The organism is Polaribacter sp. Hel1_33_96, assembly GCF_002846595.1.
Taxonomy (GTDB): Bacteria; Bacteroidota; Bacteroidia; order Flavobacteriales; family Flavobacteriaceae; genus Polaribacter.
Window position 1 is genome coordinate 2,253,573 of the sequence record NZ_PJMV01000001.1, and the last position, 24,362, is coordinate 2,277,934.

General features: G+C 32.1%; 21 protein-coding genes. 12 read left to right on the forward strand and 9 right to left on the reverse strand.

Translation table 11 applies throughout. The features are described 5' to 3' along the window. Positions 1-20: 20 nt before the first annotated feature. From ATE90_RS09820 to ATE90_RS09840, 5 genes are all read left to right on the forward strand, one after another. Positions 21-749: a CDC27 family protein gene (locus ATE90_RS09820; protein WP_081958187.1), complete on the forward strand. Its 729-nt coding sequence runs from the start codon at positions 21-23 to the stop codon at positions 747-749. 226 nt (positions 750-975) lie between these two features. Next, positions 976-2,409, forward strand: a complete 1,434-nt coding sequence (locus ATE90_RS09825; protein WP_036787348.1) for a M20/M25/M40 family metallo-hydrolase — start codon at positions 976-978, stop codon at positions 2,407-2,409. Between the two features lie 4 nt (positions 2,410-2,413). Then, positions 2,414-2,776, forward strand: coding sequence for a MauE/DoxX family redox-associated membrane protein (locus tag ATE90_RS09830; RefSeq protein ID WP_036787349.1), 363 nt, complete (start codon positions 2,414-2,416; stop codon positions 2,774-2,776). Then, positions 2,773-4,386 (forward strand): amidohydrolase, encoded by a 1,614-nt coding sequence (locus tag ATE90_RS09835; protein ID WP_052107578.1) that lies wholly within the window; start codon positions 2,773-2,775, stop codon positions 4,384-4,386. Before ATE90_RS09830 ends, ATE90_RS09835 begins: the two co-directional genes overlap by 4 nt. A gap of 40 nt (positions 4,387-4,426) precedes the next feature. Continuing rightward, positions 4,427-4,876, forward strand: a complete 450-nt coding sequence (locus ATE90_RS09840) for an FKBP-type peptidyl-prolyl cis-trans isomerase (RefSeq protein ID WP_101451346.1) — start codon at positions 4,427-4,429, stop codon at positions 4,874-4,876. Between the two features lie 58 nt (positions 4,877-4,934). On the opposite strand, the gene trpA is transcribed toward ATE90_RS09840, so the two are convergent. The 8 genes from trpA to ATE90_RS09875 form a co-directional block, all read right to left on the reverse strand. Beyond that, a complete protein-coding gene (gene trpA / locus ATE90_RS09845; RefSeq protein WP_036787355.1) occupies positions 4,935-5,702 on the reverse strand; it encodes a tryptophan synthase subunit alpha in 768 nt (255 codons plus the stop codon). 3 nt (positions 5,703-5,705) lie between these two features. Next, positions 5,706-6,890, reverse strand: coding sequence for a tryptophan synthase subunit beta (gene trpB / locus ATE90_RS09850; RefSeq protein ID WP_036787358.1), 1,185 nt, complete (start codon positions 6,888-6,890; stop codon positions 5,706-5,708). Positions 6,891-6,957: 67 nt separating this feature from the next. Beyond that, a complete protein-coding gene (locus tag ATE90_RS09855; RefSeq protein WP_180335219.1) occupies positions 6,958-7,638 on the reverse strand; it encodes a phosphoribosylanthranilate isomerase in 681 nt (226 codons plus the stop codon). 23 nt (positions 7,639-7,661) lie between these two features. Continuing rightward, positions 7,662-8,450, reverse strand: coding sequence for an indole-3-glycerol phosphate synthase TrpC (trpC, locus tag ATE90_RS09860; RefSeq protein ID WP_036787362.1), 789 nt, complete (start codon positions 8,448-8,450; stop codon positions 7,662-7,664). A 1-nt stretch (position 8,451) separates the two neighbouring features. Continuing rightward, positions 8,452-8,628, reverse strand: coding sequence for a hypothetical protein (locus ATE90_RS13580; protein ID WP_172824240.1), 177 nt, complete (start codon positions 8,626-8,628; stop codon positions 8,452-8,454). 1 nt (position 8,629) lies between these two features. Continuing rightward, positions 8,630-9,619: an anthranilate phosphoribosyltransferase gene (gene trpD / locus ATE90_RS09865; protein ID WP_036787365.1), complete on the reverse strand. Its 990-nt coding sequence runs from the start codon at positions 9,617-9,619 to the stop codon at positions 8,630-8,632. Beyond that, positions 9,619-10,194, reverse strand: a complete 576-nt coding sequence (locus tag ATE90_RS09870) for an anthranilate synthase component II (RefSeq protein ID WP_036787367.1) — start codon at positions 10,192-10,194, stop codon at positions 9,619-9,621. The genes trpD and ATE90_RS09870 overlap by 1 nt, the downstream gene beginning before the upstream one ends. 148 nt (positions 10,195-10,342) lie before the next feature. After that, positions 10,343-11,734, reverse strand: a complete 1,392-nt coding sequence (locus ATE90_RS09875; protein WP_101451348.1) for an anthranilate synthase component I family protein — start codon at positions 11,732-11,734, stop codon at positions 10,343-10,345. A 534-nt stretch (positions 11,735-12,268) separates the two neighbouring features. Here ATE90_RS09875 and ATE90_RS09880 point away from each other — a divergent pair. The 6 genes from ATE90_RS09880 to mdh all read left to right on the forward strand — a co-directional run bounded on the left by ATE90_RS09880 (position 12,269) and on the right by mdh (position 21,732). Then, positions 12,269-12,538 (forward strand): hypothetical protein, encoded by a 270-nt coding sequence (locus ATE90_RS09880; RefSeq protein ID WP_036787374.1) that lies wholly within the window; start codon positions 12,269-12,271, stop codon positions 12,536-12,538. Between the two features lie 2 nt (positions 12,539-12,540). Further along, entirely contained in the window at positions 12,541-13,941 is a 1,401-nt protein-coding gene (locus ATE90_RS09885; RefSeq protein WP_036787376.1) for an amidase family protein, read from the forward strand. Further along, positions 13,941-17,276: a bifunctional amidotransferase subunit GatB/aspartate--tRNA ligase AspS gene (gatB/aspS, locus tag ATE90_RS09890; protein ID WP_101451349.1), complete on the forward strand. Its 3,336-nt coding sequence runs from the start codon at positions 13,941-13,943 to the stop codon at positions 17,274-17,276. Before ATE90_RS09885 ends, gatB/aspS begins: the two co-directional genes overlap by 1 nt. A 286-nt stretch (positions 17,277-17,562) precedes the next feature. Continuing rightward, a complete protein-coding gene (gene gyrB, locus ATE90_RS09895) occupies positions 17,563-19,500 on the forward strand; it encodes a DNA topoisomerase (ATP-hydrolyzing) subunit B (protein ID WP_036787382.1) in 1,938 nt (645 codons plus the stop codon). 115 nt (positions 19,501-19,615) lie between these two features. Next, positions 19,616-20,674, forward strand: a complete 1,059-nt coding sequence (locus ATE90_RS09900) for a DUF6588 family protein (protein ID WP_036787384.1) — start codon at positions 19,616-19,618, stop codon at positions 20,672-20,674. Positions 20,675-20,805: 131 nt separating this feature from the next. Next, on the forward strand, positions 20,806-21,732 hold the full coding sequence (gene mdh / locus ATE90_RS09905; protein ID WP_036787386.1) for a malate dehydrogenase: 927 nt from the start codon (positions 20,806-20,808) through the stop codon (positions 21,730-21,732). 103 nt (positions 21,733-21,835) lie between these two features. On the opposite strand, the gene ATE90_RS09910 is transcribed toward mdh, so the two are convergent. After that, on the reverse strand, positions 21,836-23,512 hold the full coding sequence (locus ATE90_RS09910) for a formate--tetrahydrofolate ligase (protein ID WP_036787388.1): 1,677 nt from the start codon (positions 23,510-23,512) through the stop codon (positions 21,836-21,838). Positions 23,513-23,700: 188 nt separating this feature from the next. Between ATE90_RS09910 and ATE90_RS09915 the strand changes: the two genes are divergently transcribed. Then, positions 23,701-24,303 (forward strand): hypothetical protein, encoded by a 603-nt coding sequence (locus ATE90_RS09915; protein WP_036787390.1) that lies wholly within the window; start codon positions 23,701-23,703, stop codon positions 24,301-24,303. Positions 24,304-24,362: the final 59 nt, after the last annotated feature.

The following is a 24,362-nucleotide window of genomic DNA, read 5'->3' on the forward strand; positions in this document are numbered from 1 at the left end:
TGTTTTAGTATATTTACAAAATGCTTCTATACTATTTAATGATTGCCTTACAAGTGTTTTGCATGTATCATGTATATAAAAATAAGAGTAACTATTACTGGTACTTTGTCTTTTTTTTTATCCCTTTAATTGGCTCTATTATATACTTATTTACAAATGTCTTTAATAGAAAAGACATCAATGTGATCGCTCAAGAAATCACCACTGTAATAAATCCGACAAGGAAAATTAAAGCTTTAGAGAAAGAATTAGATTTTTCTAACACTTTTCAAAATAAAATAAATTTAGCTGATGTTCATCTTGAAAATAAAGATTTTGAAAATGCCATTATTTTTTATGAAAAAGCTCTAGAAGCTAATTTTAAAAACGATCCTCATACTTTAAATAAATTGATTCATTGTTATTATAAAACAAGTAATTTTGACAAGGTCATTGAATATGCCAACAAAATAAATTTAGATAAAAATTTCAAAGAATCTCTGTACTTCTATGGATTATCGTTAGAACAAAAAGAACAATTTACGGAAGCTGAATTTCAACTAAGAAAAATTGATAAAAGATTTTCTAACTACCCGGAAAGACTAGAGTTCTCAAAATATTTAATACGAAGAAATAAAAAGGAGGATTCCAAAGAAATCTTAACCGAAATTATTTCTGAAATCACATCAATGACAAAAGCAAATTCGAAAAAATATCGAAATATCTTTATTGAAGCTGAGAAAATATTAAACGAACTCCAAAGCTTCTAAAAAATAATTATTGTTGATATTACATCCTTTCTTCACAGAATAAAATTTAAAAATAATAACAAAATAATTTTATAGACCCCATCAAAATAGTAAATTAAACCCACCTCATACGAAGTAGCATTTCTTAATTGGAGAGCTTTGCGTCCTTAAATTCTAATACATTTTCAAAGTGAATAGTTTCTCGTTTCATTTTTGTAGCTTTATAAAATCTAAAACGAACTACAAAATGAAAAATATATTACTCTTTATATCTATTTCTTTGCTTCTTGCATCATGCACTCCTAAACAAAAAAAACTAATCAATTCAGAGAAATTATCTTCTGAAGAAAAAATTGATTCTACTAATATTAAAAGCCTTTTTAATAGTGCATTAACTGATGGCAAATCTTATGAATGGTTGCGCGATTTAACTCAAAATATTGGGGGACGTTTATCTGGATCACCAGAAGCTGAAAAATCAGTAATTTGGGGAGAAAAACTAATGAAAGAAGTAGGTTTAGATTCCGTTTGGCTGCAGCCAGTTATGGTTCCACATTGGGTTAGAGGCGAAAAAGAAGTAGCAAACTATACCACAAACGGAGTTCAAAAAGATGTGCCAATTTGTGCATTAGGCTTCTCAGTAGCAACCCCAAAAGCAGGAGTTTTAGCAGAGGTTATTGAAGTAAAAAGTTTAGCAGAAGCAAAAGCTTTAGGAAATAAAATGAAAGGAAAAATAGTGTTTTTTAATCGTCCTTTTGACGACACCCTAATTAATACCTTTAAAGCTTACGGAGGTTGTGTCGATCAACGTGTAAATGGAGCTGCAGTTTGCGGGGAATTTGGAGCAAAAGGAGTTATTGTGCGATCGATGACAAATTCTGTAGATGATTATCCTCATACAGGCACCATGAGCTATGGAGACTTATCCCAAGAAAAACACATTCCAACTGCAGCCATTAGTAGCAGAGCTGCTAATATTTTAAGTACTGATTTAAAACAAAATCCGACTTTAAAATTTTACTTTAAACAAAGTTGTGAAACCTTACCAGATGCACCTTCTTTTAATGTTGTTGGCGAAATTAGAGGAACTGAAACTCCAGAAAACATTGTTGTAGTTGGTGGTCATTTAGATTCTTGGGATTTAGGAGATGGAGCTCATGATGATGGCACCGGAATTGTACAATCTTTAGAAGTTGCTTATTTGTTTAAAAAAAACAACATCAAACCTAAAAACACGTTGAGAGTTGTCTTTTTTATGAACGAAGAAAACGGAACGAGAGGTGCAAAAAAATACGCAGAATTAGCAAAATTCAATAAAGAAAATCATATTGGAGGGTTAGAATCTGATGCTGGAGGTCATACTCCAAGGGGATTTTCTATAGATGCAAATACGGTTAACACCAAACTATTACAAAGCTGGAAAAAACTATTATCTCCTTATGGATTGCATGATTTAGATAAAGGTGGTTCCGGTGCAGATATTGGTCCTTTAAAAGGAGATGATGTAACATTAGTAGGTTACAGACCAGATTCTCAGCGTTATTTTGATTATCATCATACTAGTACAGATACTTTTGATAAAGTCAATAAACGTGAACTAGAATTAGGAAGCGCTTCCATGGTGAGTATTATTTATTTAATGGATAAATATCTATATGCTGATGCTCCCGTAAAACCTTAATTTAATGAGTATTTTAACCCTAATTCTTAGAATTATTTTTGGAGTATTTTTTGCCTATGCCGGGTTCATGCATTTCAAAAAACCGAATTTTTTTAATGGATTTATTCCAAATTTCTTACCAAAACTCGCCGTAAACTATGTATTTGGCTTTATAGAGTTCATATTAGGAATTGGCTTATTTTTTAATCAAACAGTAAAAAACTCAGCATTAGGAATTTTTATTTTAATGATGCTATTTTTACCAATTCATATTTGGGATTTCACAAAAAAGCAACCCGTAATTGGTTCTAAAAAACTAGCTTTTATTAGAATTCCAATTCAATTTTTATTAATGTATTTATCATATTTAATATACATACACATATGAAAAACCTAGTATTACTTGTACTATTTTTAACTTCATTTTTCTCTTGTGAAAAAGAAAAAGTAGACCTCATTGTTCTCAATTCAAACACCTATACTGTTAACGAAAAATTTGATAATGCAGAATCATTTGCCATCAAAGACGGGAAATTTGTTGCAGTTGGAAGTGCTGAAGAGATACATGCTCAATATACATCAGAAAATCTAATTGACGCCAAGGAGCAGACCATTATTCCTGGTTTAATTGATGCACATTGCCATTTTTACAGAATGGGTTTACAACAGCAAAAAGTATCTTTAGAAGGAACAAAAAGTTATGAGGAGGTACTAGAGAAAATTGTCGCTTTTCAAAAAGAGAAAAATCTTACTTTTATTTCAGGGCGTGGTTGGGATCAAAATGATTGGGAAATAAAAGAATTTCCAACAAAAGAGAAATTAGACAAGTTATTTCCTACAATTCCTGTCGCAGTTGGCAGAGTTGATGGTCATGCCCTATTAGTAAATCAAGCGGCTATTGATTTATCAGGCATTACAAAAGACACGAAAATTTCAGGAGGAGAAATCATACTGAAGAATGGAAAAATGACAGGTATTTTAATTGATTCAGCAATGGATTTTATTAAGTTTCCTGAAACTTCAAGTCAAGCAGCAAAAAAAGGTTTATTGGCGGCACAAAAAATTTCTTTCTCCTATGGCTTAACAACAGTTGATGATGCCGGTTTAGATAGAAACACGATAGAATTAATTGATGATTTACAAGAATCAAACGAATTAAAAATACGTGTTTATGCAATGGTTTCCGCGGATAATCAAGCACAAATTGATTACTACATAAAAAAAGGAATTACAAAAACTAATCGCTTACATGTGCGTTCTTTTAAAGTTTATGGTGACGGAGCTTTAGGCTCAAGAGGAGCTGCAATGCGTAAACCATATTCAGATAGAGAGAATCATTTTGGAGCCTTAATTTATTCCCCTGAAAGATATCAAGAAATTGCAAGACAAATTGCTGCATCAGAATTTCAAATGAACACACATGCTATTGGAGATTCTGCAAATACTTGGTTGTTAAAAACCTATAAAGATGTTTTAAAAGATGTTAAAAATAGACGCTGGCGTATTGAACATGCTCAAATTATTTCTGATGGAGATTTTGATAAGTTTAATAATATTATTCCCTCTGTGCAACCAACTCATGCAACTTCAGATATGTATTGGGCAGAAGATAGAATTGGAAAAGAGCGGATGAAGGGAGCTTATGCTTTTAAAAAATTATTAAATAGATATGGTAAAATTGCTTTAGGAACCGATTTTCCTGTAGAACAAGTCAATCCATTTTTAACATTTTATGCAGCGACCATGAGAAAAGACATCAACAACTATCCAGAAAGTGGTTTTCAAATGGAAAATGCTCTAAGTAGAGAAGAAACCTTAAAAGGGATGACTATTTGGGCGGCATATTCCAATTTTGAAGAGAAAGAGAAAGGTTCAATAGAAGTTGGTAAGTTTGCTGATTTTGTAATCTTGAATCAAGATATAATGCAAGTTAACGGAAACGAAATTCCAAAAACAAAAGTAGTGTCAACTTATGTAAATGGAGAAAAGGTTTATTAAAATAATCAAAGTATATTCGCTTAAATTTAAAAACTACAAAATGAAATCATCCCTATATCTATTATTGTCAATATTTGCGTTTCTTTCTTGTTCTGATAATGACTCTAATTTTGAGCCTCAAAATGAAACAGATATTTTAAAATATATTAAAGATAATAACCTAGATGCGACAAAAAGTAGTTCTGGTTTATATTATGTAATCGATAATGAAGGCAATGGTGCAAGACCAACAAGCAGTTCAAATGTTACTGTGGCTTACAAAGGATATTTCCTAAACGGCAAGGTGTTTGATCAAAGTAATTCTGGAGGCATCTCTTTTGGATTAAATCGGGTAATTACTGGCTGGACAGAAGGAATAACTTACTTTAAGGAAGGTGGAAATGGTGTTTTATTAGTCCCTTCTAATTTAGGGTATGGACCAAATGGCAGTCTTTCTATTCCTGGAGGCGCAGTGCTAGTGTTCGACGTAAAACTAATTAAGGTAAACTAGAAGAATAGGTTTAAAACTAATCAAAAAGGCGAAACATATTAAGTTGCGCCTTTTGCATTTATGAAATAATTGGTTGTATAAAATCATCAATTTTATCAATACCATTTTCACCTAAATTCTTTATAAAAGCAGAACCAATAATGGCCCCACTCGCATAATTACAAGCAATATTAAAAGTAGATTTATCAGAAATACCAAAACCAACAATCAATTTACTTTTTAAATTCATTTCTTTTATTCTTTCAAAATAGGAAATTTGATTTTTAGAAATAGCACCTTTTGCTCCAGTTATTGAAGCTGAAGCGACTACATAGATAAATGCTTTGGTAAAAGAATCTATCTTTTTAATTCTATCTTCTGATGTATGAGGTGTAATTAAAAACACGTTTGTAAGTCCGTATTTATCAAATAATTCTTGATAGTGATTTTCAAATTCTACCATTGGTAAATCAGGAATTATTAAGGTATTTATTCCACAATCTACGGCTTTTTGACAAAATTTATCTTCACCGTATTTTAAAATTTGGTTTAAATACCCCATTAAAACTAAAGGTGTATTATTGGTTTTTTTAATTGACATTAACTGATCAAAAACAATATCTAAATTAATTCCGTTTTCTAATGCTCTCTGGCTACTATCTTGTATTGTTGGTCCATCTGCTAAAGGATCTGAATACGGTAAACCAACTTCAATAAAGTCTACTCCACTCTTTTCTAAAGCTGAAATTACTTTCGTTGTATCCTCCAATTTTGGGTATCCACAAGTAAAATAAATGGATAATAAGTTTTTGTCTTTTTTCTGAAATAATTCTTGCATCGAATTCATAGCCTACTCTTCTAAATGTTTGATATAAATCTCCAAATCTTTATCTCCTCTTCCAGATAAATTTACCACTACAACCTGATCTTTTTTGAACTTAATTTTTGATAAAACTGCCAAAGCATGCGCGGTTTCTAAAGCAGGAATAATTCCTTCTATCTTTGTTAATTCAAAGGCCGCATCTAACGCCTCTTTGTCTGTTGCATTCATAAACGTTGCCCTTTTACTTTCGTATAAAAAAGCATGCAAAGGTCCAACTCCTGGATAATCTAAACCTGCAGAAATAGAATATGGCTCCTTAATTTGCCCATATTTGTCTTGCATTAAAATAGTTTTACTTCCATGAATAATACCAACTTCACCTAATTGAGATGTGGCAGCACTTTCTCCTGAATTCACTCCTAAACCCGCAGCTTCAACAGCTATTAATTCAACATCTTCATCATCTAAATAATGATAAAAAGCACCAGCCGCATTGCTACCTCCGCCAACACAAGCAATAATTGTATCAGGATTTTCTTTTCCTGTTTTCTCTTTTAATTGCCATTTCATTTCTTCCGAAATAATTGCTTGCAAACGGGCAACCATATCTGGATGTGGCGCAGGACCAACAACAGAACCAATTAAATAAAACGTTTCTGGATGCTGAATCCAATATCTTATCGCTTCATTTGTAGCATCTTTTAACGTTTTAGACCCACTCGTTGCAGGAACCACTTTTGCGCCCAACATTTTCATTCTGGCAACATTTGGTGCTTGCCGCACAATGTCTTTTTCACCCATAAAAACAGTACACTCTAATCCCATTAATGCACAAACTGTAGCTGTCGCCACTCCATGTTGTCCTGCTCCAGTTTCTGCAATAATTTTAGTCTTTCCTAATTTCTTAGCAATTAAAATTTGACCAACCGTATTGTTTACTTTATGGGCTCCAGTATGATTTAAATCTTCTCTTTTTAAATAAATAGTAGCTCCGTATTTTTCTGATAAACGTTTAGCTAAATACAAAGGTGTTGGTCTACCCACATAATCTTTCAATAAAGATTTATATTCTTTTTGAAACTCTTCCGATTCAATAATTTGAATATAATTATCCGCTAATTCTTGTACGTTAGGATGCAATAATTCTGGAATAAATGCACCTCCAAATTGTCCAAAATATCCGTTTTTGTCTGGGTGAAATTTACTTTTCATTGTTTCTATTATTCTGTCAACGCTATGAACGAACCAATCTCTATTATTAAAAACAGATTAATATATTTCACAAACATAGGATGACGTTATTTTTAAATTCTTTTAATTCTTCTATTTTCTTTACTCCTGGTTCAATTTCAAATTTACTGTTCACGTCTAATGCATAAATTGGTAAATCTGAATTAATCATTTTTTGAACTTCTGGAATGTCTTTTAATCCGATACCTCCGCTTAAAAAAAATGGTTTTTCAAAAGGATATTTTTCTAAAACAGCCCAGTCAAATTGAATTCCATTTCCTCCCCTTTCTTTTCCTTTTGTATCAAACAGAAAGAAATCTACAAACTCTAAGTATGATTTTAAAGCATCGAAATTAAACTCGTCTTTAATCCCAAAAACTTTAATAATTTTAACTCCTTCATTCGAAATAAAGTGTTTGTTTTTTTTCTTCTTCTGATGTTTATTTTCTTCAATAAATAACACTCTTCTTTCCGCTAATTGGTTTTGTAATTCTTTAACATATTCCGAAGATTCATCACCATGCAATTGAATCGCATCTAACTGATATTCCTCTACCAAAGAAATTACAATCTCTGAATATTCATTTACAAAAACACCTGTTTTTTGAATAGATTTTGGAAGTTCTGGAATAATGCCTTCAAAATTTCTCTTTGATTTTTCATAAAAAATAAAACCCAAGTAGTCAGGCTGCAATGCTGCAACTTGCTCTATATTTTCTACAAATTTCATTCCGCAAACTTTCAGTTTCATGCCTATCTAATATGATTTATAAAATTTTGACAAGCTTCCCCTGGATTTTCTTCCTTCATAAAATTTTCACCAATTAAAAAACCTTGAAAACCATATTCTTTTAAACCCATAATAATTCTTGGGTCAGAGATACCGCTTTCAGATATTTTTACAGAAGTATCCGGAATTTGATCCGCTAATTTTATAGAATTATCTAAATCCACTTTAAAAGTCTTTAAATTTCTATTATTAATACCTATAATTTTATTATCCAAATCATTAATCTTGTCTAAATCCTGCTGCGAGTGCACTTCATATAGAACTTCCATTCCTAAATCTGTGGCAAGGTTTCCATAGTTTTTTAATTCTTCGGAAGTTAAACAAGATGCAATTAGTAAAATAACATCAGCACCAATCGCTTTTGCCTCTACAATTTGAAATCCATCAACAATAAAATCTTTTCTTAAAATTGGCTTTTGCTGGTTGATAATTCTTGCTTCCATCAAATCTGCCATGGTTCCCCCAAAAAACGAAGTATCTGTTAAAATAGATTGTGCTGCAATATTTGCATCTAAATATCCATTGGTAACTTCTGCGATGGTAGCTGTATCGTTTATAATACCTTTGGATGGTGACTGTCGTTTAAATTCCGCTATAATCCCTGTCGAACCAACTTCTAATAAAGATTTTTTCAAAGAAATAACTTCTCTCTTAAACAGTGGACTTTCTACTAATTTTTTTACCGGAACATCTGCTTTTATTTTCGCAATTTCCTTCTTTTTAAATGCTATTATTTTATCTAAAATTGTCATACTAAGACTTTGTTTTACTACTATTTTTATTTCTAAATTTTAAAAAAAAATAAACTATAATTCCGACAATCAAACCAATAACAGCATGTTTCGTTAAGTTTTTTGTCTGAATACCAACTGCTGCCCCCATTAATAAAAATGCGGGAATAATTGAAATTAAGTTCTTCTTTTTTTTCATTCTAAAGACGTACTAATTTTTCTAAAGTTTGTTTTGCTTTTAAACCAAAAAGCGAATCTTTTGCTTCTGAAAAAGCAGTTTCAAAACTCTTGGTTTCATCCACTATTTTTAAAGCAAACGCAGCATTTGTTAACACCACATTATTCTGAGCTTCTGTTCCGTTCCCTTCTAAAATAGTTTTAAAGATTTTAGCAGCATCGGAAACTGAATTCCCTCCAAAAATTTCTGATTGTTGTATTCTTTTCTGTCCTAAATCTTCTGGGTTTATAATTTGTTCTCCATTTTTAGTAAACAATTTAAATCCGCCTGTTAATGATATTTCATCATAACCATCTAACGCATGAACAATACCATAATTGATATTTTCTTCCTGTAAAATATAATTATACAAACGCGCAATTTCCATGTTAAAAGTTCCTAGTAGTTGATTTTTTGGTGAACTTGGGTTTACTAAAGGTCCTAACATATTAAAAAACGTTTTTAAAGCCAATGCTTTTCTAGTTGGTCCGACAGCTTTCATCGCCGGATGAAATTTTGGTGCGTGTAAAAAACAAATATTTGCTTTCTCTAAATGTGCCTTCAAAACACTTTCATCGTTCGTAAATTGATACCCAAAACTAGCTAACATATCTGAAGAACCAGATTGAGAAGACACTGAGTAATTACCGTGTTTTGCTACTTTCTGACCCGTTCCTGCTACGATAAAGGAAGTTAATGTTGAAATATTGAAAGTATCTTTTCCATCTCCTCCGGTTCCAACGATATCAATAGTACTATAATCTGATAAATCTACTTTTATAGAAAGTTCTTTTAAAGCCTCTCTAAAACCCGACAGTTCCTGAACCGTAATTGGACGCATCATAAAAACAGTCATAAATGATGCTAAATGTGCGTCATTGTATTTCTCTGCAGCAATATCTATTAATATTTGTTTTGCTTCAGATTTCGACAATCTCTCATGATTATATAATTTATTTAAAATTGCTTTCATTATGAATTCGCATTGATAAAATTAGTAACCAATTGCTCACCAACATCTGTTAAAATAGATTCTGGGTGAAATTGAACTGCTGAAATTGGAAATATTTTATGCTCAATGGCTTGAATTAACCCATCTTCATCTCTCGCTGTTACTTGTATTTCTTTAGGAAAACCTTCATCTGTTGCTGCCCAAGAATGATAACGTGCCGCCATAAACGTTTCTGGAACATCTTTAAAAATAATGGCTGAAGTGTCTGCGACCCTCATTTCTGTGGCAACTCCATGAAAAACATCTTCTAAATTAATAATATTTCCTCCGAAAACTTCTGTAATTGCCTGTAAACCTAAACAAACTCCGAATATTGGTTTTATTCCTGCGTACGTTTTAATTACATCTTTTAAAATTCCTGCTTCATCTGGAATTCCAGGTCCAGGAGACAACATAATCATATCATAGTTTCCTACATCTGCAATATTGATTTCGTCATTTCTAAAAACTGCTGGAAAATTTCCTGTGATTTTTTCCACCATATGAACTAAGTTATAGGTGAAAGAGTCGTAATTATCTAAGATTAATATTTTCATATTCTTATGTTGTGTAATCGTTTAATTGTGGATTTGTTTCATTGTAATCAAATCTCTATTAAATTTCTCAGCTTGCGTTAAGGATTGAAACGGCATCCTTTTTTTCTTTTTTGGAAAAAAGATATAGTGGAAAGCCTGTTAAAACGCCCTAAATATTCTCTGCTAAAATCAGCGCTTTCTTTAACGCTGCTAATTTATTATTTACTTCCTGTAATTCCTTTTCTTCATCGGAATGGATCACAATTCCCGCTCCCGCCTGATAATACAATACATTATTTTTACTCACAAAAGAACGAATTGCAATTGCCAAATTCACAGAACCATCTAACCCGATAATCCCGACTGCTCCGCCATAAAAACCACGAGTTTGATTTTCATATTTGTCAATCAACTTCATTGCTTTGTACTTTGGTGCTCCGCTTAAAGTCCCTGCAGGAAAAGTGTCTCCAACTATTTCAATCGGATTTCCTTTTAACTTCCCAGAAACTGTAGAAACCAAATGAATTACGTGACTGAAATATTGTACTTCTTTAAATACATCAACAGTAACATTATCGGCATGTTTACTTAAATCATTTCGAGCTAAGTCTACCAACATTACGTGTTCTGCAGTTTCCTTTTTATCTGCAGCTAATTTTTTCCCCAATTTAATATCCTCTGCCATATCACCGGTTCTTCTGAAAGTACCAGCTATTGGGTTGATGATCGCTTTTCCTTCAGAAATTTTGATCTGTGCTTCTGGTGAAGACCCCATCAACTTGAATGAACCGTAATCGAAATAAAACAAATATGGTGATGGATTTATAGAACGCAATGCTCTATAGACATTAAATTCATCTCCTTTAAATTTTTGTTGAAATTGACGGGATAAAACCAATTGAAAGACATCTCCTCTTTTACAATGCGACTTTGCTTTTCTAACGTAATCTATAAATTCTTCTCCAGTTGTATTTGAAGTTTCTTCTCCTACAATTTCAAATCTCTGTGTATTAAATGCTTGAGCATCTATAATAGTTTGAATTTCTGTAATACGCGATTCCGTTCCTTCTTCAATATTTTCTATTAAGGTCATTTCATCGTTAAAATGATTGATAGCGATAATAAAACGATAAAAACTGTATTGCATTTCTGGAATTGCAGAAGGTGCTTTCTTGTTTTTAAATTGAATATTTTCGAAATATTGAACAGAATCGTACGTTGTGTAGCCGTATAAACCATTAAATGATTTTAATTCGGCAGGACAATCTAATGCTATTGAATTTGTGAATTTATCAAATAACTCGTAAAAATTTTTATTGATGGGTTGTTCATCAATTTGTGTTCCTTTATGAGAAACCGAAAACTGATAATTATCTACTTTCAAAGAAATAATTGGTTCAATAGCGATAAAAGAAAAACTTTCTTCTTTACTATGATAATCTGAACTTTCCAAAAGCAAAGTATTTGCATATTTGTCTCTGAAACGCAAGTACAAGCCTACTGGCGTAATTGTATCGGCTATCTTGGTTTTAAAAATTGTCTTAAATTGTATTTTTTTCATTTTGATGCTGAATTGAATTCAGTATTTTTATTTGAATGATAAAAATTTATCATAAAAAAAGGCTTATCATGAGATAAGCCTTTTTTGTTATGTTGTATACATATAGGATTGTTCTCACTTATTTTCTAAGAGAGCTCCACCACCAAATGTTATGTTGTTTTTTCATTGAACTACAAATGTAGCCACCAAATTTTATTTGAACAAATTTTATGCAAGTTTTTTTCTTTAATTTCATCGATAAATAAAAAACGAGTCATAAATTAGATTTTAAACTACACTTAAAAACCATATTGTTAATATTAGTTTTAAATTATAACTAATTTAAAAAATATGATGTAAAATAACAATAAAAAAACGGTAATTTGCCCTCGAAAACAACTTGTTTGAATTGAATTTACTGAATTAATGAACGCACCAATGATTTACACCATAAATTGTTGGTGTGTTTTCTTTATTTTATACTTTAATCAGAAACAAAACTTTTGTAGTTTTGCCGCCTTAAAGTTTTAATATAAAACTAAAATAAAAAGAAAGATGAGTAAAATTATGACAGTAGACGTATTGTCTAGTATTAAAGGAGCGCAGCCATCTGAGTCTGTAAATAAATTATTTGAAGCCATTAAAAACGCCAATTCAATAAATAATAATTACTTTAATAACAATCATAATAATGCAGTTTCTTTAAATGATTTAAGAGAAGATTGTATAATCGAAAGTTCTCAAATCGAAAAAGAAATTATAATAGAAAACTTTCCAAAAGAAAAGAATGGCTATTTAGTAGTTTCTAAAGTAATAGAAGAATAGTTATGGAATCTCAAATACATAAAATTCATCAGCAATTGGTGAATAAAAAAATTACTTGTACAGCATTAGTGCAAGAAAGATTAGATTTATTAAAATTGAATACTCATAATACCGTGAATTCAATTTTAGATGAAATCGCTTTAAAATTAGCAACAAAAGTAGATGCTAAAATTAAAAACGGAGAAGAAATTGGTTTGTTAGAAGGAATCCCGTTCGGAATTAAAGACGTATTCATGCTGCAAGGCACTTACGCAACCGCAAGTTCTGATTTATTAAAAAATTACAAATCTCCATATACGGCAACGGCCATTCAAAAATTGCTAGATGCTGGCGCAATTCCATTAGTAAAAGAAAATTGCGATAGCTTTGGGCATGGTTCATCATCTGAAAACACCATTTTTGGAGCTGTGAAAAATGCCATAGACCCTACTTTAGTTGCTGGAGGCTCCAGTGGAGGCTCTGCAGTAAATGTTGCAAAAGACTTCACTGTTTTTTCTATCGGCGGAGACACAGGAGGTTCTATTCGCCAACCTGCAGGTTATAATAATGTTTTCGGTTTTAAGCCAACGTATGGTAGAATTTCACGTTTTGGATTGATGGCCTACGCATCCTCAACAGATTGTGTGGGACCGATAGCAAAATCTATAGAAGATATTAGAATTGTATTGAATGTAATGAGCGGAAAAGACTCCAAAGATCAAACTACAAATCAATCTAAAAGCATCTCACAAGAATCGATTGTGAATGCTGATGATATAAAAACAGTTGGGTATTTTAAGAACTTTATAGAAAATGATGCCATTGATTCAGAAATAAAAACAGCTTTTTTAACCTCCATAGCGAAGATAAAAGCGCAAGGAATTCAAGTAAAAGAATTAGATTTCTTTGAATCAGAGACCCTAGTTTCTGCTTATTACACATTAGCAATGGCGGAAACTGCGTCTAATTTATCAAGACTAGATGGCACAAATTACGGTCATAGAATTGAAGGTGCTAATTTAAAAGAATCGTATTCAATAACGCGTTCAGAAAATTTTTCAGAAGAAACAAAACGTAGAATTGTTGGTGGAAATCAGTTGCTATCTCAAGGTTTTTCTGATGAAATTTATTTAAAAGGATTAAACTTGAGAGATCAAATTGCTGAAAATTTTGAAAAAGATTTCAAAGAAGTAGATGTTATTTTATCACCAGTCACTCCAAACAAACCCCCAAAAATCGGAGAAAGTTTAAAAGATCCTTTGTCCATGTATTTGTCAGATGCGTTTACAGTTGGTTTTAGCTTAGGACAACTGCCAACCATAACTGTACCTCAAGGAACAGCAACAGGTTTACAAATTACAGCTGCAAAAAATAAGGATAAACTCGTTTTGAAGTTTGCTAACTTCTTAAAAGATACGATATAATGGAACTAGAGCAATTAAATAAATTACTACAAGCCCACGATCTAGAGCTAGTAATTGGACTAGAAACCCATGTTCGATTAAATACAAACTCTAAGTTATTTTGTTCTTGTGCAAATCAAGAAATAGAAAAACCTAATCAGAACATATGTTCTGTTTGTACTGGCCAAATGGGAGTTTTACCTTCCCTTAATAAAGAAGCTATTAAGAAGGCTATTTATTTTGGAAAAGCAGTGAAATCTACTTTTAATAATGAAGTGATTTCTTGGGATAGAAAACATTACGAATATCCAGACAATCCAAAGAACATTCAAATTACGCAGTTTCACAACCCCATAATTCCAGATGGTGAAGTTTCTTGTTTTAGAAATGATGGTTCTCAATTTACCGTAAATTTAACGCAAGTTCACATTGAAGAAGATGCGGCTAAATTAATACACGAAAAGAAAGTTTCTTTAGTTGATTTCAACAAAGCTGGAGTTCCGTTAATCGAGATTGTAACAGAACCGTGTATTCGTAATATTGAAGATGCTTCAACATATGCACAATACATTCAGCGAATTGTTCAGAATTTAAAAATATCTGAAGCAAACCTTGAAAAGGGAGAATTTAAGTCTGATGTTTCTGTATCACTTCGTAAAAAACATAGCTATAATTTAAATCCTCGTACAGAAATTAAAAACTTGAATTCGTTTAAGTTTATGGTGGAAGCTTTAAAGGAAGAAATTGAAAAGCAACTAAATTATTATATAGAGAATAGAGAATTTAGACCCGAACAGACTACGGTTTTGTGGGATGCTGACTTAAAGCAAACCAAAACGATGCGTACAAAAGAGTTTGAAGCTGATTATAGATTTATTTCTGAACCAGACTTACCCCTTGTAAACATTAAACAAGTTGTAGAAAATATCGAAGTTGATTTAAGCGCATTACCTTTTGCCGTTGAATCTATTTTGATAAAAGGTGGCGTTTTACCACAAGATGCAAAATTTTTTACCGCAGATTCTTTGCGTTCAAAAACTTTTGTTGCTATTAATAATGTAATTAAAGACCCTTCTTTTGTTGCAAAAACATTAGTCAATAATATTGGGGCAGAGGAATATGCAAACATTCATAGCGTAGCCCACTTAACTGAAATTTTTCAGTTATTTAAGGAAGAAAAAATTACAGCAGTTTTAGTCCAAAACGGAATTATAAGTTACTTAAAAGACAGAACTTTTGATTACAAAAAGTACTTTGAAGACAACACAATTTCTGAGGATAAAATCAAAGACGCTGTTCAAAAAGTAATTGCAAAAAATGAGATAATTGCCAACGATATTAAAGCTGGCAACCTTGGTAAAGCAGGAATTCTTGTAGGTAAAGTAATTGCTATTATTGGAAAAGGAGCTTCAGGTAAAGTTATTAGACAAGAAATTTTAAATTCTCTTTCTGATGAAGCTGCAAATGAAAAAGCATATCCTAAGAAAGAACAAACTACAACGAATGGTGCAAAGCAAAAAACAAAAATAGAAGAAGAAGCACTCCCTGAAATTCCAATTATCATAAAAGAAGAATACAGAACACACAAAATTTCTCAGTTATCAGAAAATTCAATTAACGAAGAAATAACTTTGTCAGGTTGGGTGGCAAGTGTTCGTGATCATGGAGAATTAATTTTTATTGATTTACGCGATTCAAGTAACCAAATTTTTCAAGTACGCTTAAGTAGGGAAACGTTTCCTAACTTGGATGAACTTGTAAAACTAAAACCGGAAACTGTAATAATGGTTGCGGGAATTGTAGTTCAAAGAAATGAAGATGATTACAACGCAGGTTTAAGAACTGGTAAAGTTGAATTAGAGACAGCTGCTTTAGAAATATTAAACTTATCTAAAACGCTTCCTTTTGAAATAAAAAGAGCGACTAAAACAAATGAAAATGTTCGTTTTCAATACAAATTTTTAGATCATAGAAATGATGATGTTCGAAAAGCAATTGTAAATCGTCATAAAGTAATTAAACTTTTACGAGATATCTTGGACGAAGAAGAATTCTTAGAAATTGAAACACCAATTTTAACCGCAGGTACAGATGAAGGAGCAAGAGAATTTATTGTTCCTACAAGAAAACAAGTGGGTTCTTTTTATACTTTGCCGCAAGCTCCGCAGCAGTTTAAGCAAATGCTAATGGTTGGTGGATTTGAAAAATATTTTCAAATTGCACGTTGTTTTAGAGATGAAGATTCGCGTGGAGATCGTCAACCAGAATTTACGCAATTAGACATTGAAATGGCTTACGCAAGTATGCAGCAAATCATAAATTTAAACACGAAAATGTTTAATGAAGTTGTAAAAAAAATCTATGGTAAAAAATGGATTCTACAACCTTTTGAAGTGATTACTTACAAAAATGCGATGGATAAATATGGTTGTGATAGACCAGATTTACGTTATGGATTGCAAATGCAAGATATTACAGATATTGTAAAAGACACAACATTTCAAGTTTTCAGCAAACCTATTGATGATGGAGGAATTGTAAAATGCATCAAAGTTTCTGCAAAAGAACAAGGAAACAAACGCATGTCTAAAGGTCAAATTGAAAACTTAACTGCCATTGCACAACAAAATGGCTTAGGTGGTTTGGCATATATAATTGTAAATGAAAATGATTTACAATCGCCAATTATTAAGTTTTTAGGGGAAGAAATTGCCGCCAACATTATAATAGCAACTGATGCTCAAATTGGTGATATTGTCTTTTTCTCAGCAGCAGATTATGCAACAGCAAACAAGGCTTTAGATGCTGTTCGCCAAGAAATGGGCCGCATTTTAAAACTAATCAATCCTAAAGAATTACGCCCAGCTTGGGTCGTAGATTTTCCAATGTTTGAAAAAACAGATGAGGGAAGATGGACATTTACACACAATCCATTTTCCATGCCTGCAATCTATGATTTAGAAAAGCACCTGAATGGAGATGGAGAAGAAATTGGAACCATCATTGCTCAACAATATGATTTAATATTGAATGGTTATGAAATTGGCGGAGGTTCAGTTCGTGCGCACAAAGCAGAAATTTTAGAAGCAACCTATAAAAATATGGGGTACAACAAAGAAGAAATGATGAAAAGTGTTGAAACCATGTATAAAGCATTTCAATATGGAGCACCTCCTCATGGTGGAATTGCTTGGGGTGTAGATCGTTTAATGATGATCTTAGAAAAGAAAGCCTCTATAAGAGAGGTAATGGCCTTTCCTAAAACAGGAACTTCTGAAGATTTACTTTTCAATGCTCCTTCTATTTTATCGGATAAAAAAGTAGAAGAAATGAATGTGAAAATTATTAGAAATTAGAGATCATTTCTTTGATTTTAAAAAATAACATCTTTAAAAATCTCGCAAATGCGAGATTTTTTTAATTTATGAAATTACATTCTTCATCAAAATTTAAGGAATTAAAATTAAACTCATTTTTAAGCCTTTTAAGAGCTTTTTTTGTTTTTAACAAATGTTGATAATTTTAAAACAAAATCGCTAAAAAGACTTTAAATCAATTGATAAAACCGTAAATTTGAGTTCAATAAGTTCGTTCTGTAAGACGGATTTCATCAACCTAAAAAATTAATAATTCACTTTTATAATGAGCGAAGACAAAAAAAATAATTATGATGCTTCCAGCATTCAGGCATTAGAAGGAATGGAGCATGTAAGAATGCGTCCATCTATGTATATTGGCGATGTTGGTACCAGAGGTTTACATCATTTAGTATATGAAGTTGTAGATAATTCTATTGATGAAGCAATGGGTGGTTATTGTGATACGATTAATGTTACTATTAACGAAGATAATTCTATTACCACTAAAGATAATGGACGTGGAATTCCTGTAGGAATTCACAAAAAAGAAGGCGTTTCTGCATTACAAGTTGTGATGACAAAAATTGGTGCTGGTGGTAAATTTGATAAAGATTCTTATAAAGTTTCTGGAGGATTGCATGGTGTTGGTGTAAGTTGTGTAAATGCATTATCACAACATTTAACAGCAACCGTTCATAAAGAAGGGAAAGTATGGCAACAAGAATATTCTCAAGGAAAAGCGTTGTACCCAGTGAAAACAATTGGAGAAACGGATTTTACGGGAACTATTGTTACTTTTTCACCAGATAAAACAATCTTTACACAAACCACTGACTACAACTACGATACGCTGGCAACCCGTATGCGCGAATTGTCTTATCTAAATAAAGGAATTACAATTACTTTAACGGATAGACGAAGCACTGATGATGAAGGAAATTTTACAACAGAAACTTTTCATAGTGATGAAGGTTTACCTGAATTTATTAGATACCTAGATTCAACACGTGAGCAATTAACGGCGAATGTGATTTCTATGGAAGGTGAAAAAAATGGAATACCGGTTGAAGTTGCGATGGTATATAATACGTCTTATGCAGAAAACCTACATTCTTATGTAAATAACATTAATACCCATGAAGGTGGAACGCATTTATCTGGTTTTAGACGTGGTTTAACTGGAACATTAAAAAAATATGCTGACAACTCTGGATTACTTAAAAATGTAAAATTTGAAATTGCTGGTGACGACTTTAGAGAAGGTTTAACTGCAATTATATCTGTAAAAGTTGCAGAACCACAATTTGAGGGACAAACTAAAACTAAATTAGGAAATAGAGAAGTAACTTCTGCGGTTTCGCAAGCAGTTTCAGAGATGTTAACTGATTATTTAGAAGAAAATCCTAATGATGCTAAAATAATAGTTCAAAAAGTAATTTTAGCAGCTACAGCGAGACACGCAGCGCGTAAAGCTCGTGAAATGGTGCAGCGTAAAACAGTCATGAGTATTGGTGGTTTGCCTGGTAAATTATCTGATTGTTCAGAAACAGATCCAGCACAATGTGAAATTTTCTTAGTTGAGGGAGATTCTGCAGGTGGAACAGCAAAACAAGGACGTGATAGAAATTTTCAAGCCATTCTTCCACTTCGTGGAAAAATCTTGAATGTTGAAAAAGCAATGCAACATAAGGTTTTTGAAAATGAAGAGATCAAAAATATGTTTACGGCTTTAGGTGTTTCTATCGGAACAGAAGAAGACCCAAGGGCTTTAAACTTATCTAAAGTTCGATACCATAAAGTGGTTATTATGTGTGATGCCGATGTAGATGGTTCTCACATTGCAACACTTATTTTAACCTTCTTCTTTAGATATATGAGAGAAATGGTAGAGCAAGGATATATCTACATTGCTACACCCCCTCTATATTTAGTGAAAAAAGGACAAAAAAGAGAATATGCTTGGGATGATAACCAACGCGACTTAATTGCTCAAAAATTAGGAGGTAGTGTTAACATTCAAAGATATAAAGGTCTTGGAGAGATGAACGCAGAACAACTTTGGGACACAACCATGAATCCTGAATTTAGAACCTTAAGGAAAGTTGTCATTGATAACGCAACTGAAGCAGATAGAGTTTTCTCAATGTTAATGGGAGATGAAGTTCCACCGAGAAGAGACTTTATTGAAAGAAATGCCAAGTATGCAAATATAGACGTTTAATACACTAAAACCCATACAGTTTGCGCACACTTCTATCCATGAAGTGTGTTTTTTTCTTTATATTAGCACCAGATTTAATCAAATTTTAATAATTACTAATCAAAAAACTACAATAATGAAAAAGTGTAATTTAATTTTTATGGTCGTATTTACCCTGTCATTCGCCACAAAAGCCCAAGATGGTTTTGAAGGAATTCTTCTTGCTGAAGGAAGTGATGTAAACAAATTAATGGAAGGATATTTTGCTCCGGCCATGGAAGGATTTATATATGGTATGAATAATGGATGGGCTCACACAGCAAAAGTTCATAAAGTACTTGGTTTTGATTTAACTATAGGGCTAAGTGCTTCTGCGGTTCCCTCTGAAAGAGAAATTTTTAGTTTAGCTGGTCTTTCTTCGATCTCCGGAGCTAATTCTGCACCCACTTTTGCTGGCGAAGATACTCAAACTGCATTGACAGTAACAAGAACACTAACAATTCAGGACGCCAGTTCTCCAGCATTTGGACAAACACAAACTGTAACTGCAGATTTAACAATGCCAGGAGGTATTAAAGATGATTTAATATTGAATTCTATACCAGCTCCTATTGTTCAGGTAAATGTTGGTTTACCTTGGGAAATGGAAGGTATGTTAAGATTATTACCTAAAACTGACGTTGGTGATGATGGTGGTCAAATAAACATGTTAGGATTAGGTCTTAAAAAAGAAATTACAAGCTGGTTTGGGCCAATGGAAAAAACACCTTTACATGTTTCTTTGTTAGCTGCTTATACTAAAATGAATGTTACTTATGGAATTGAAGATGTAAATTCTGGCGATTTAACTATTAACAATGGTGGTGCAGAATTTGACTTAAAAGCATTTACTGTTCAAGCTATAGCCTCTTTAAACTTTCCAATAATAAATTTATATGGTGGTTTTGGATATAATAGTGGAAGCTCTTCTTTATCTATGAAAGGAACTTACCAAGGTAATTATAACTATTCAATTAATGGTCAACAATATACAGAAACAATTGCTTTATCTACTCCAGACTTAAGCTTTAATGCAAGTGGATTGTCTACTACTGTAGGAGCTAGATTAAGTTTAGGATTCTTTAAAATATTTGGAAGCTACACTTTACAAGAATATAATACTTTAAATGCTGGTATTGCAATTAGTATTAGATAAATAAATTATAACCTTATTTTAAAAAGACATCAAAAATTGATGTCTTTTTTTATGATATATCACATTAAAATATTTTTAAAATTGTATTTTTACACCACTAAAATATCATAAAAATAAAAAACAAAAAAATTATGAAAGTTACCGTAGTTGGAGCAGGCGCAGTGGGTGCAAGTTGTGCAGAATACATAGCAATTAAAAATTTTGCTTCTGAAGTTGTTTTGTTAGACATTAAAGAAGGTTACGCAGAAGGAAAAGCAATGGACTTAATGCAGACGGCTTCTTTAAATGGTTTTGACACAAAGATTACTGGAAGTACAAATGATTATTCAAAAACCGCAAATTCTGACATTTGTGTAATTACTTCTGGAATTCCTAGAAAACCAGGAATGACTCGTGAGCAATTAATTGGTATCAATGCAGGAATTGTAAAAACAGTTTCTTCAAGCTTAATTGAACATTCTCCAAGCACAATTATCATTGTTGTTTCTAACCCTATGGACACAATGACTTATTTAGTTCATAAAACTACTGGCTTACCAAAAAACAGAATTATTGGAATGGGTGGTGCTTTAGATTCTGCTCGTTTTAAATACAGATTGGCAGAAGCTTTAGGAGCTCCTATCTCTGATGTTGACGGAATGGTTATTGGAGGTCATTCTGATAAAGGAATGGTACCTTTAACTAGATTAGCTACTCGTAACTCTGTACCTGTTTCTGAATTTATTTCTGAAGAAAGACTAGCGCAAGTTTTACAAGACACCAAAGTTGGTGGCGCAACTTTAACTGGTTTATTAGGTACTTCTGCTTGGTATGCCCCCGGAGCTGCAGTTAGCGGATTAGTGCAAGCCATAGCCTGTGACCAGAAGAAAATATTTCCATGTTCAGTTTTGTTGGAAGGTGAATATGGTTTAAATGATTTATGCATTGGAGTACCTGTTGTTTTAGGTAAAAACGGAATTGAAAGCATTGTTGAAATTAATCTGAGTAATGATGAAAAAGCTCACATGCAAGAATCAGCAGCTGGAGTTTCTAAAACAAACGACTTATTAGAATTATAAAATACCGTTAATTTTATTTCAATAAACGGACAGTAAAAAACCAGCTAAAAAGCTGGTTTTTTATTATAATCAATAATTTTATATTTCGCTTTTAATCCCGTAATTAAGACAGACCCGAAATAACACCATTATTATCAATCGTCATATTTTCTGAAGCTGGAGTAGAAGGCAAACCAGGCATTCGCATCATTTTTCCTAATATGGGTATAATAAATTGTGCGCCCGCTGCAATTTCAATTTCTCTCACCGTTACAGTAAACCCTTCAGGTCTTCCAATTAAATTCTCATTATCTGAAAAAGATTTTTGTGTTTTAGCCATACAAATAGCAAAATCATTAAATCCTAATCTATCTATTCTTCTTAAATTTAATTGTGCTTTCTTACTATACTCCACATTTTTTGCTCCGTAAATTTCCTTAGCAATCGTTTCTATTTTTTCAGTAACTGGAGATTTCCAATCGTATAAAGGTCTGTATTTAGTAGCTTTATTTTCTACTACACGTACAACCGCCTTTGCTAATTCTTTAGTTCCTTCTCCTCCTTTCGCCCAACCTTCAGATAAAACTGCCTCTACACCCAAACTGTTACATTTTTCAATTACAAAACTGACCTCTTGATCAGAATCAGAAATAAAAGAATTAATGGCTACCACGGGTTCAATATTATATTTTCTAATATTCTCTATATGCTTTTCAAGATTTCTAAAACCTTCAATAACCTTAGCTAAATTTGGCGTATTATATGCCTCAGGTTTTGCACCTCCATGATGACGTAACGCCCTAATTGTAGCCACCAAAACAACGCATTTAGGGTTCAAATTCGCAAATTGAGACTTTATATTCAAAAACTTCTCTGCACCTAAATCCGCCCCAAAACCTGCTTCTGTAACCACATAATTAGACAAAGACAATCCCATTTTAGTAGCAATAATTGTATTCGTCCCTTGGGCTATATTTGCAAATGGCCCTCCGTGAATTATTGCAGGGTTCTCTTCTAGCGTTTGTACTAAATTAGGTTTTATAGCATCCTTTAATAAGATTGCCATGGCATTTTCAGCTTTTAAATCACGCGCAAAAACTGGTGTATTATCATATCTAAAACCTATAAAAATATCACCTAACCTTTTCTTCAAATTACCTAAATCTGAAGCCATACATAAAATAGCCATCACTTCTGAAGCTGGTGTAATATTAAAACCATCTTGTCTTGGAACTCCATTTGTGGTGCCACCTAAACCAATGGTTATATCCCTTAAGGAACGATCATTCATATCTATAACCCGTTTCCAAAGAATTGTTCTAGGATCGATGTTTAGATTATTGGTTTTACTTTGTATGTTATTATCAATTAAAGCAGACAATAAATTATTAGCTTTTTCAATAGCATTAAAATCGCCAGTAAAATGTAAATTAATATCTTCCATTGGCACTACTTGCGAATATCCCCCACCAGCGGCTCCTCCTTTTATTCCAAAAACAGGACCTAAAGATGGCTCTCTTAAAACGACTGTAGCTTTTTTTCCTATTTTATTTAAACCTTCGGTTAAACCAATAGAAACAGTTGTTTTACCCTCACCTGCGGGAGTTGGCGTTAATGCAGTTACTAACACTAAATTATTTTCAGCAACCTTGGCGTCGTTAATTAAAGAAAGGGGAAGCTTCGCTTTAAACTTTCCATACATCTCTAAATCATCTTCATCAACCTTTAATTTTTTCGCAATATTTTTTATATGCTGCAGCTTTTTTGCTTGCGCAATTTTAATGTCAGATAAATGTGTCATATTTATAATTTAAGTATCGTTATATTATCAATTTCAGCAAATAAATATAGTCAATTTTTGGAGTTCATAATATATTAATATTATGCCACTATAAAATTACGAATTACACAACAAAACTATTAATTCACATCACTAAATAAGATTGTACATTTCAGAATTTAAAAGCAATATTTTTATATATTTGGCAGATGAACGCAAAATGGTACATTAGTACTTTATTTTTAATATTTTCTCTTTTCGGAGCACTTCAAGAGCAGGTGTCAATACCTAATCAAGAGATTGTGCTAGAATTTGTTGATACTAAAATCAATAGGCAAAATATTGAAAATACAATTGCTAACGTAAGAAAAAAATTACGAAATATTGGTGCTTCTAATATCACCTTAAGAGAAACTAAAAATGGCACTTTAAAAATTTCTTACTTTAGCATTGTTGACGTTGAGAATATTAAAGAAGCTATAATAAAAGGTAATAAATTTGTTTTAGATAAAAACACTGAAAACAAAGATAAAAACAATACCACTTCTGATTACAGCATTGATATTTATGAGTTAACAAAGAGCTCTGACATCTCTAATTTAGATTTCAAGTTTGTTTTTGAAATCAAACAGCATTCTGATAGATTTACAACTGATAATTATTTTGCTTTAATAAAAAAAAGAACACAATGTAAAAGAGATCAACTTTTTAAGATTACTTATAAAATACATAAAAATAATCCTTTTACTAAAGATAAAACTTCACATGAGGAGCCAGAAGTCAGAGCTGGACCAAAAAACTACAATAGCTAAAAAATGTAATCGTTTATATTTTTTCATGCCCCCTTTAAATTGATGAGTATCCCACTCAT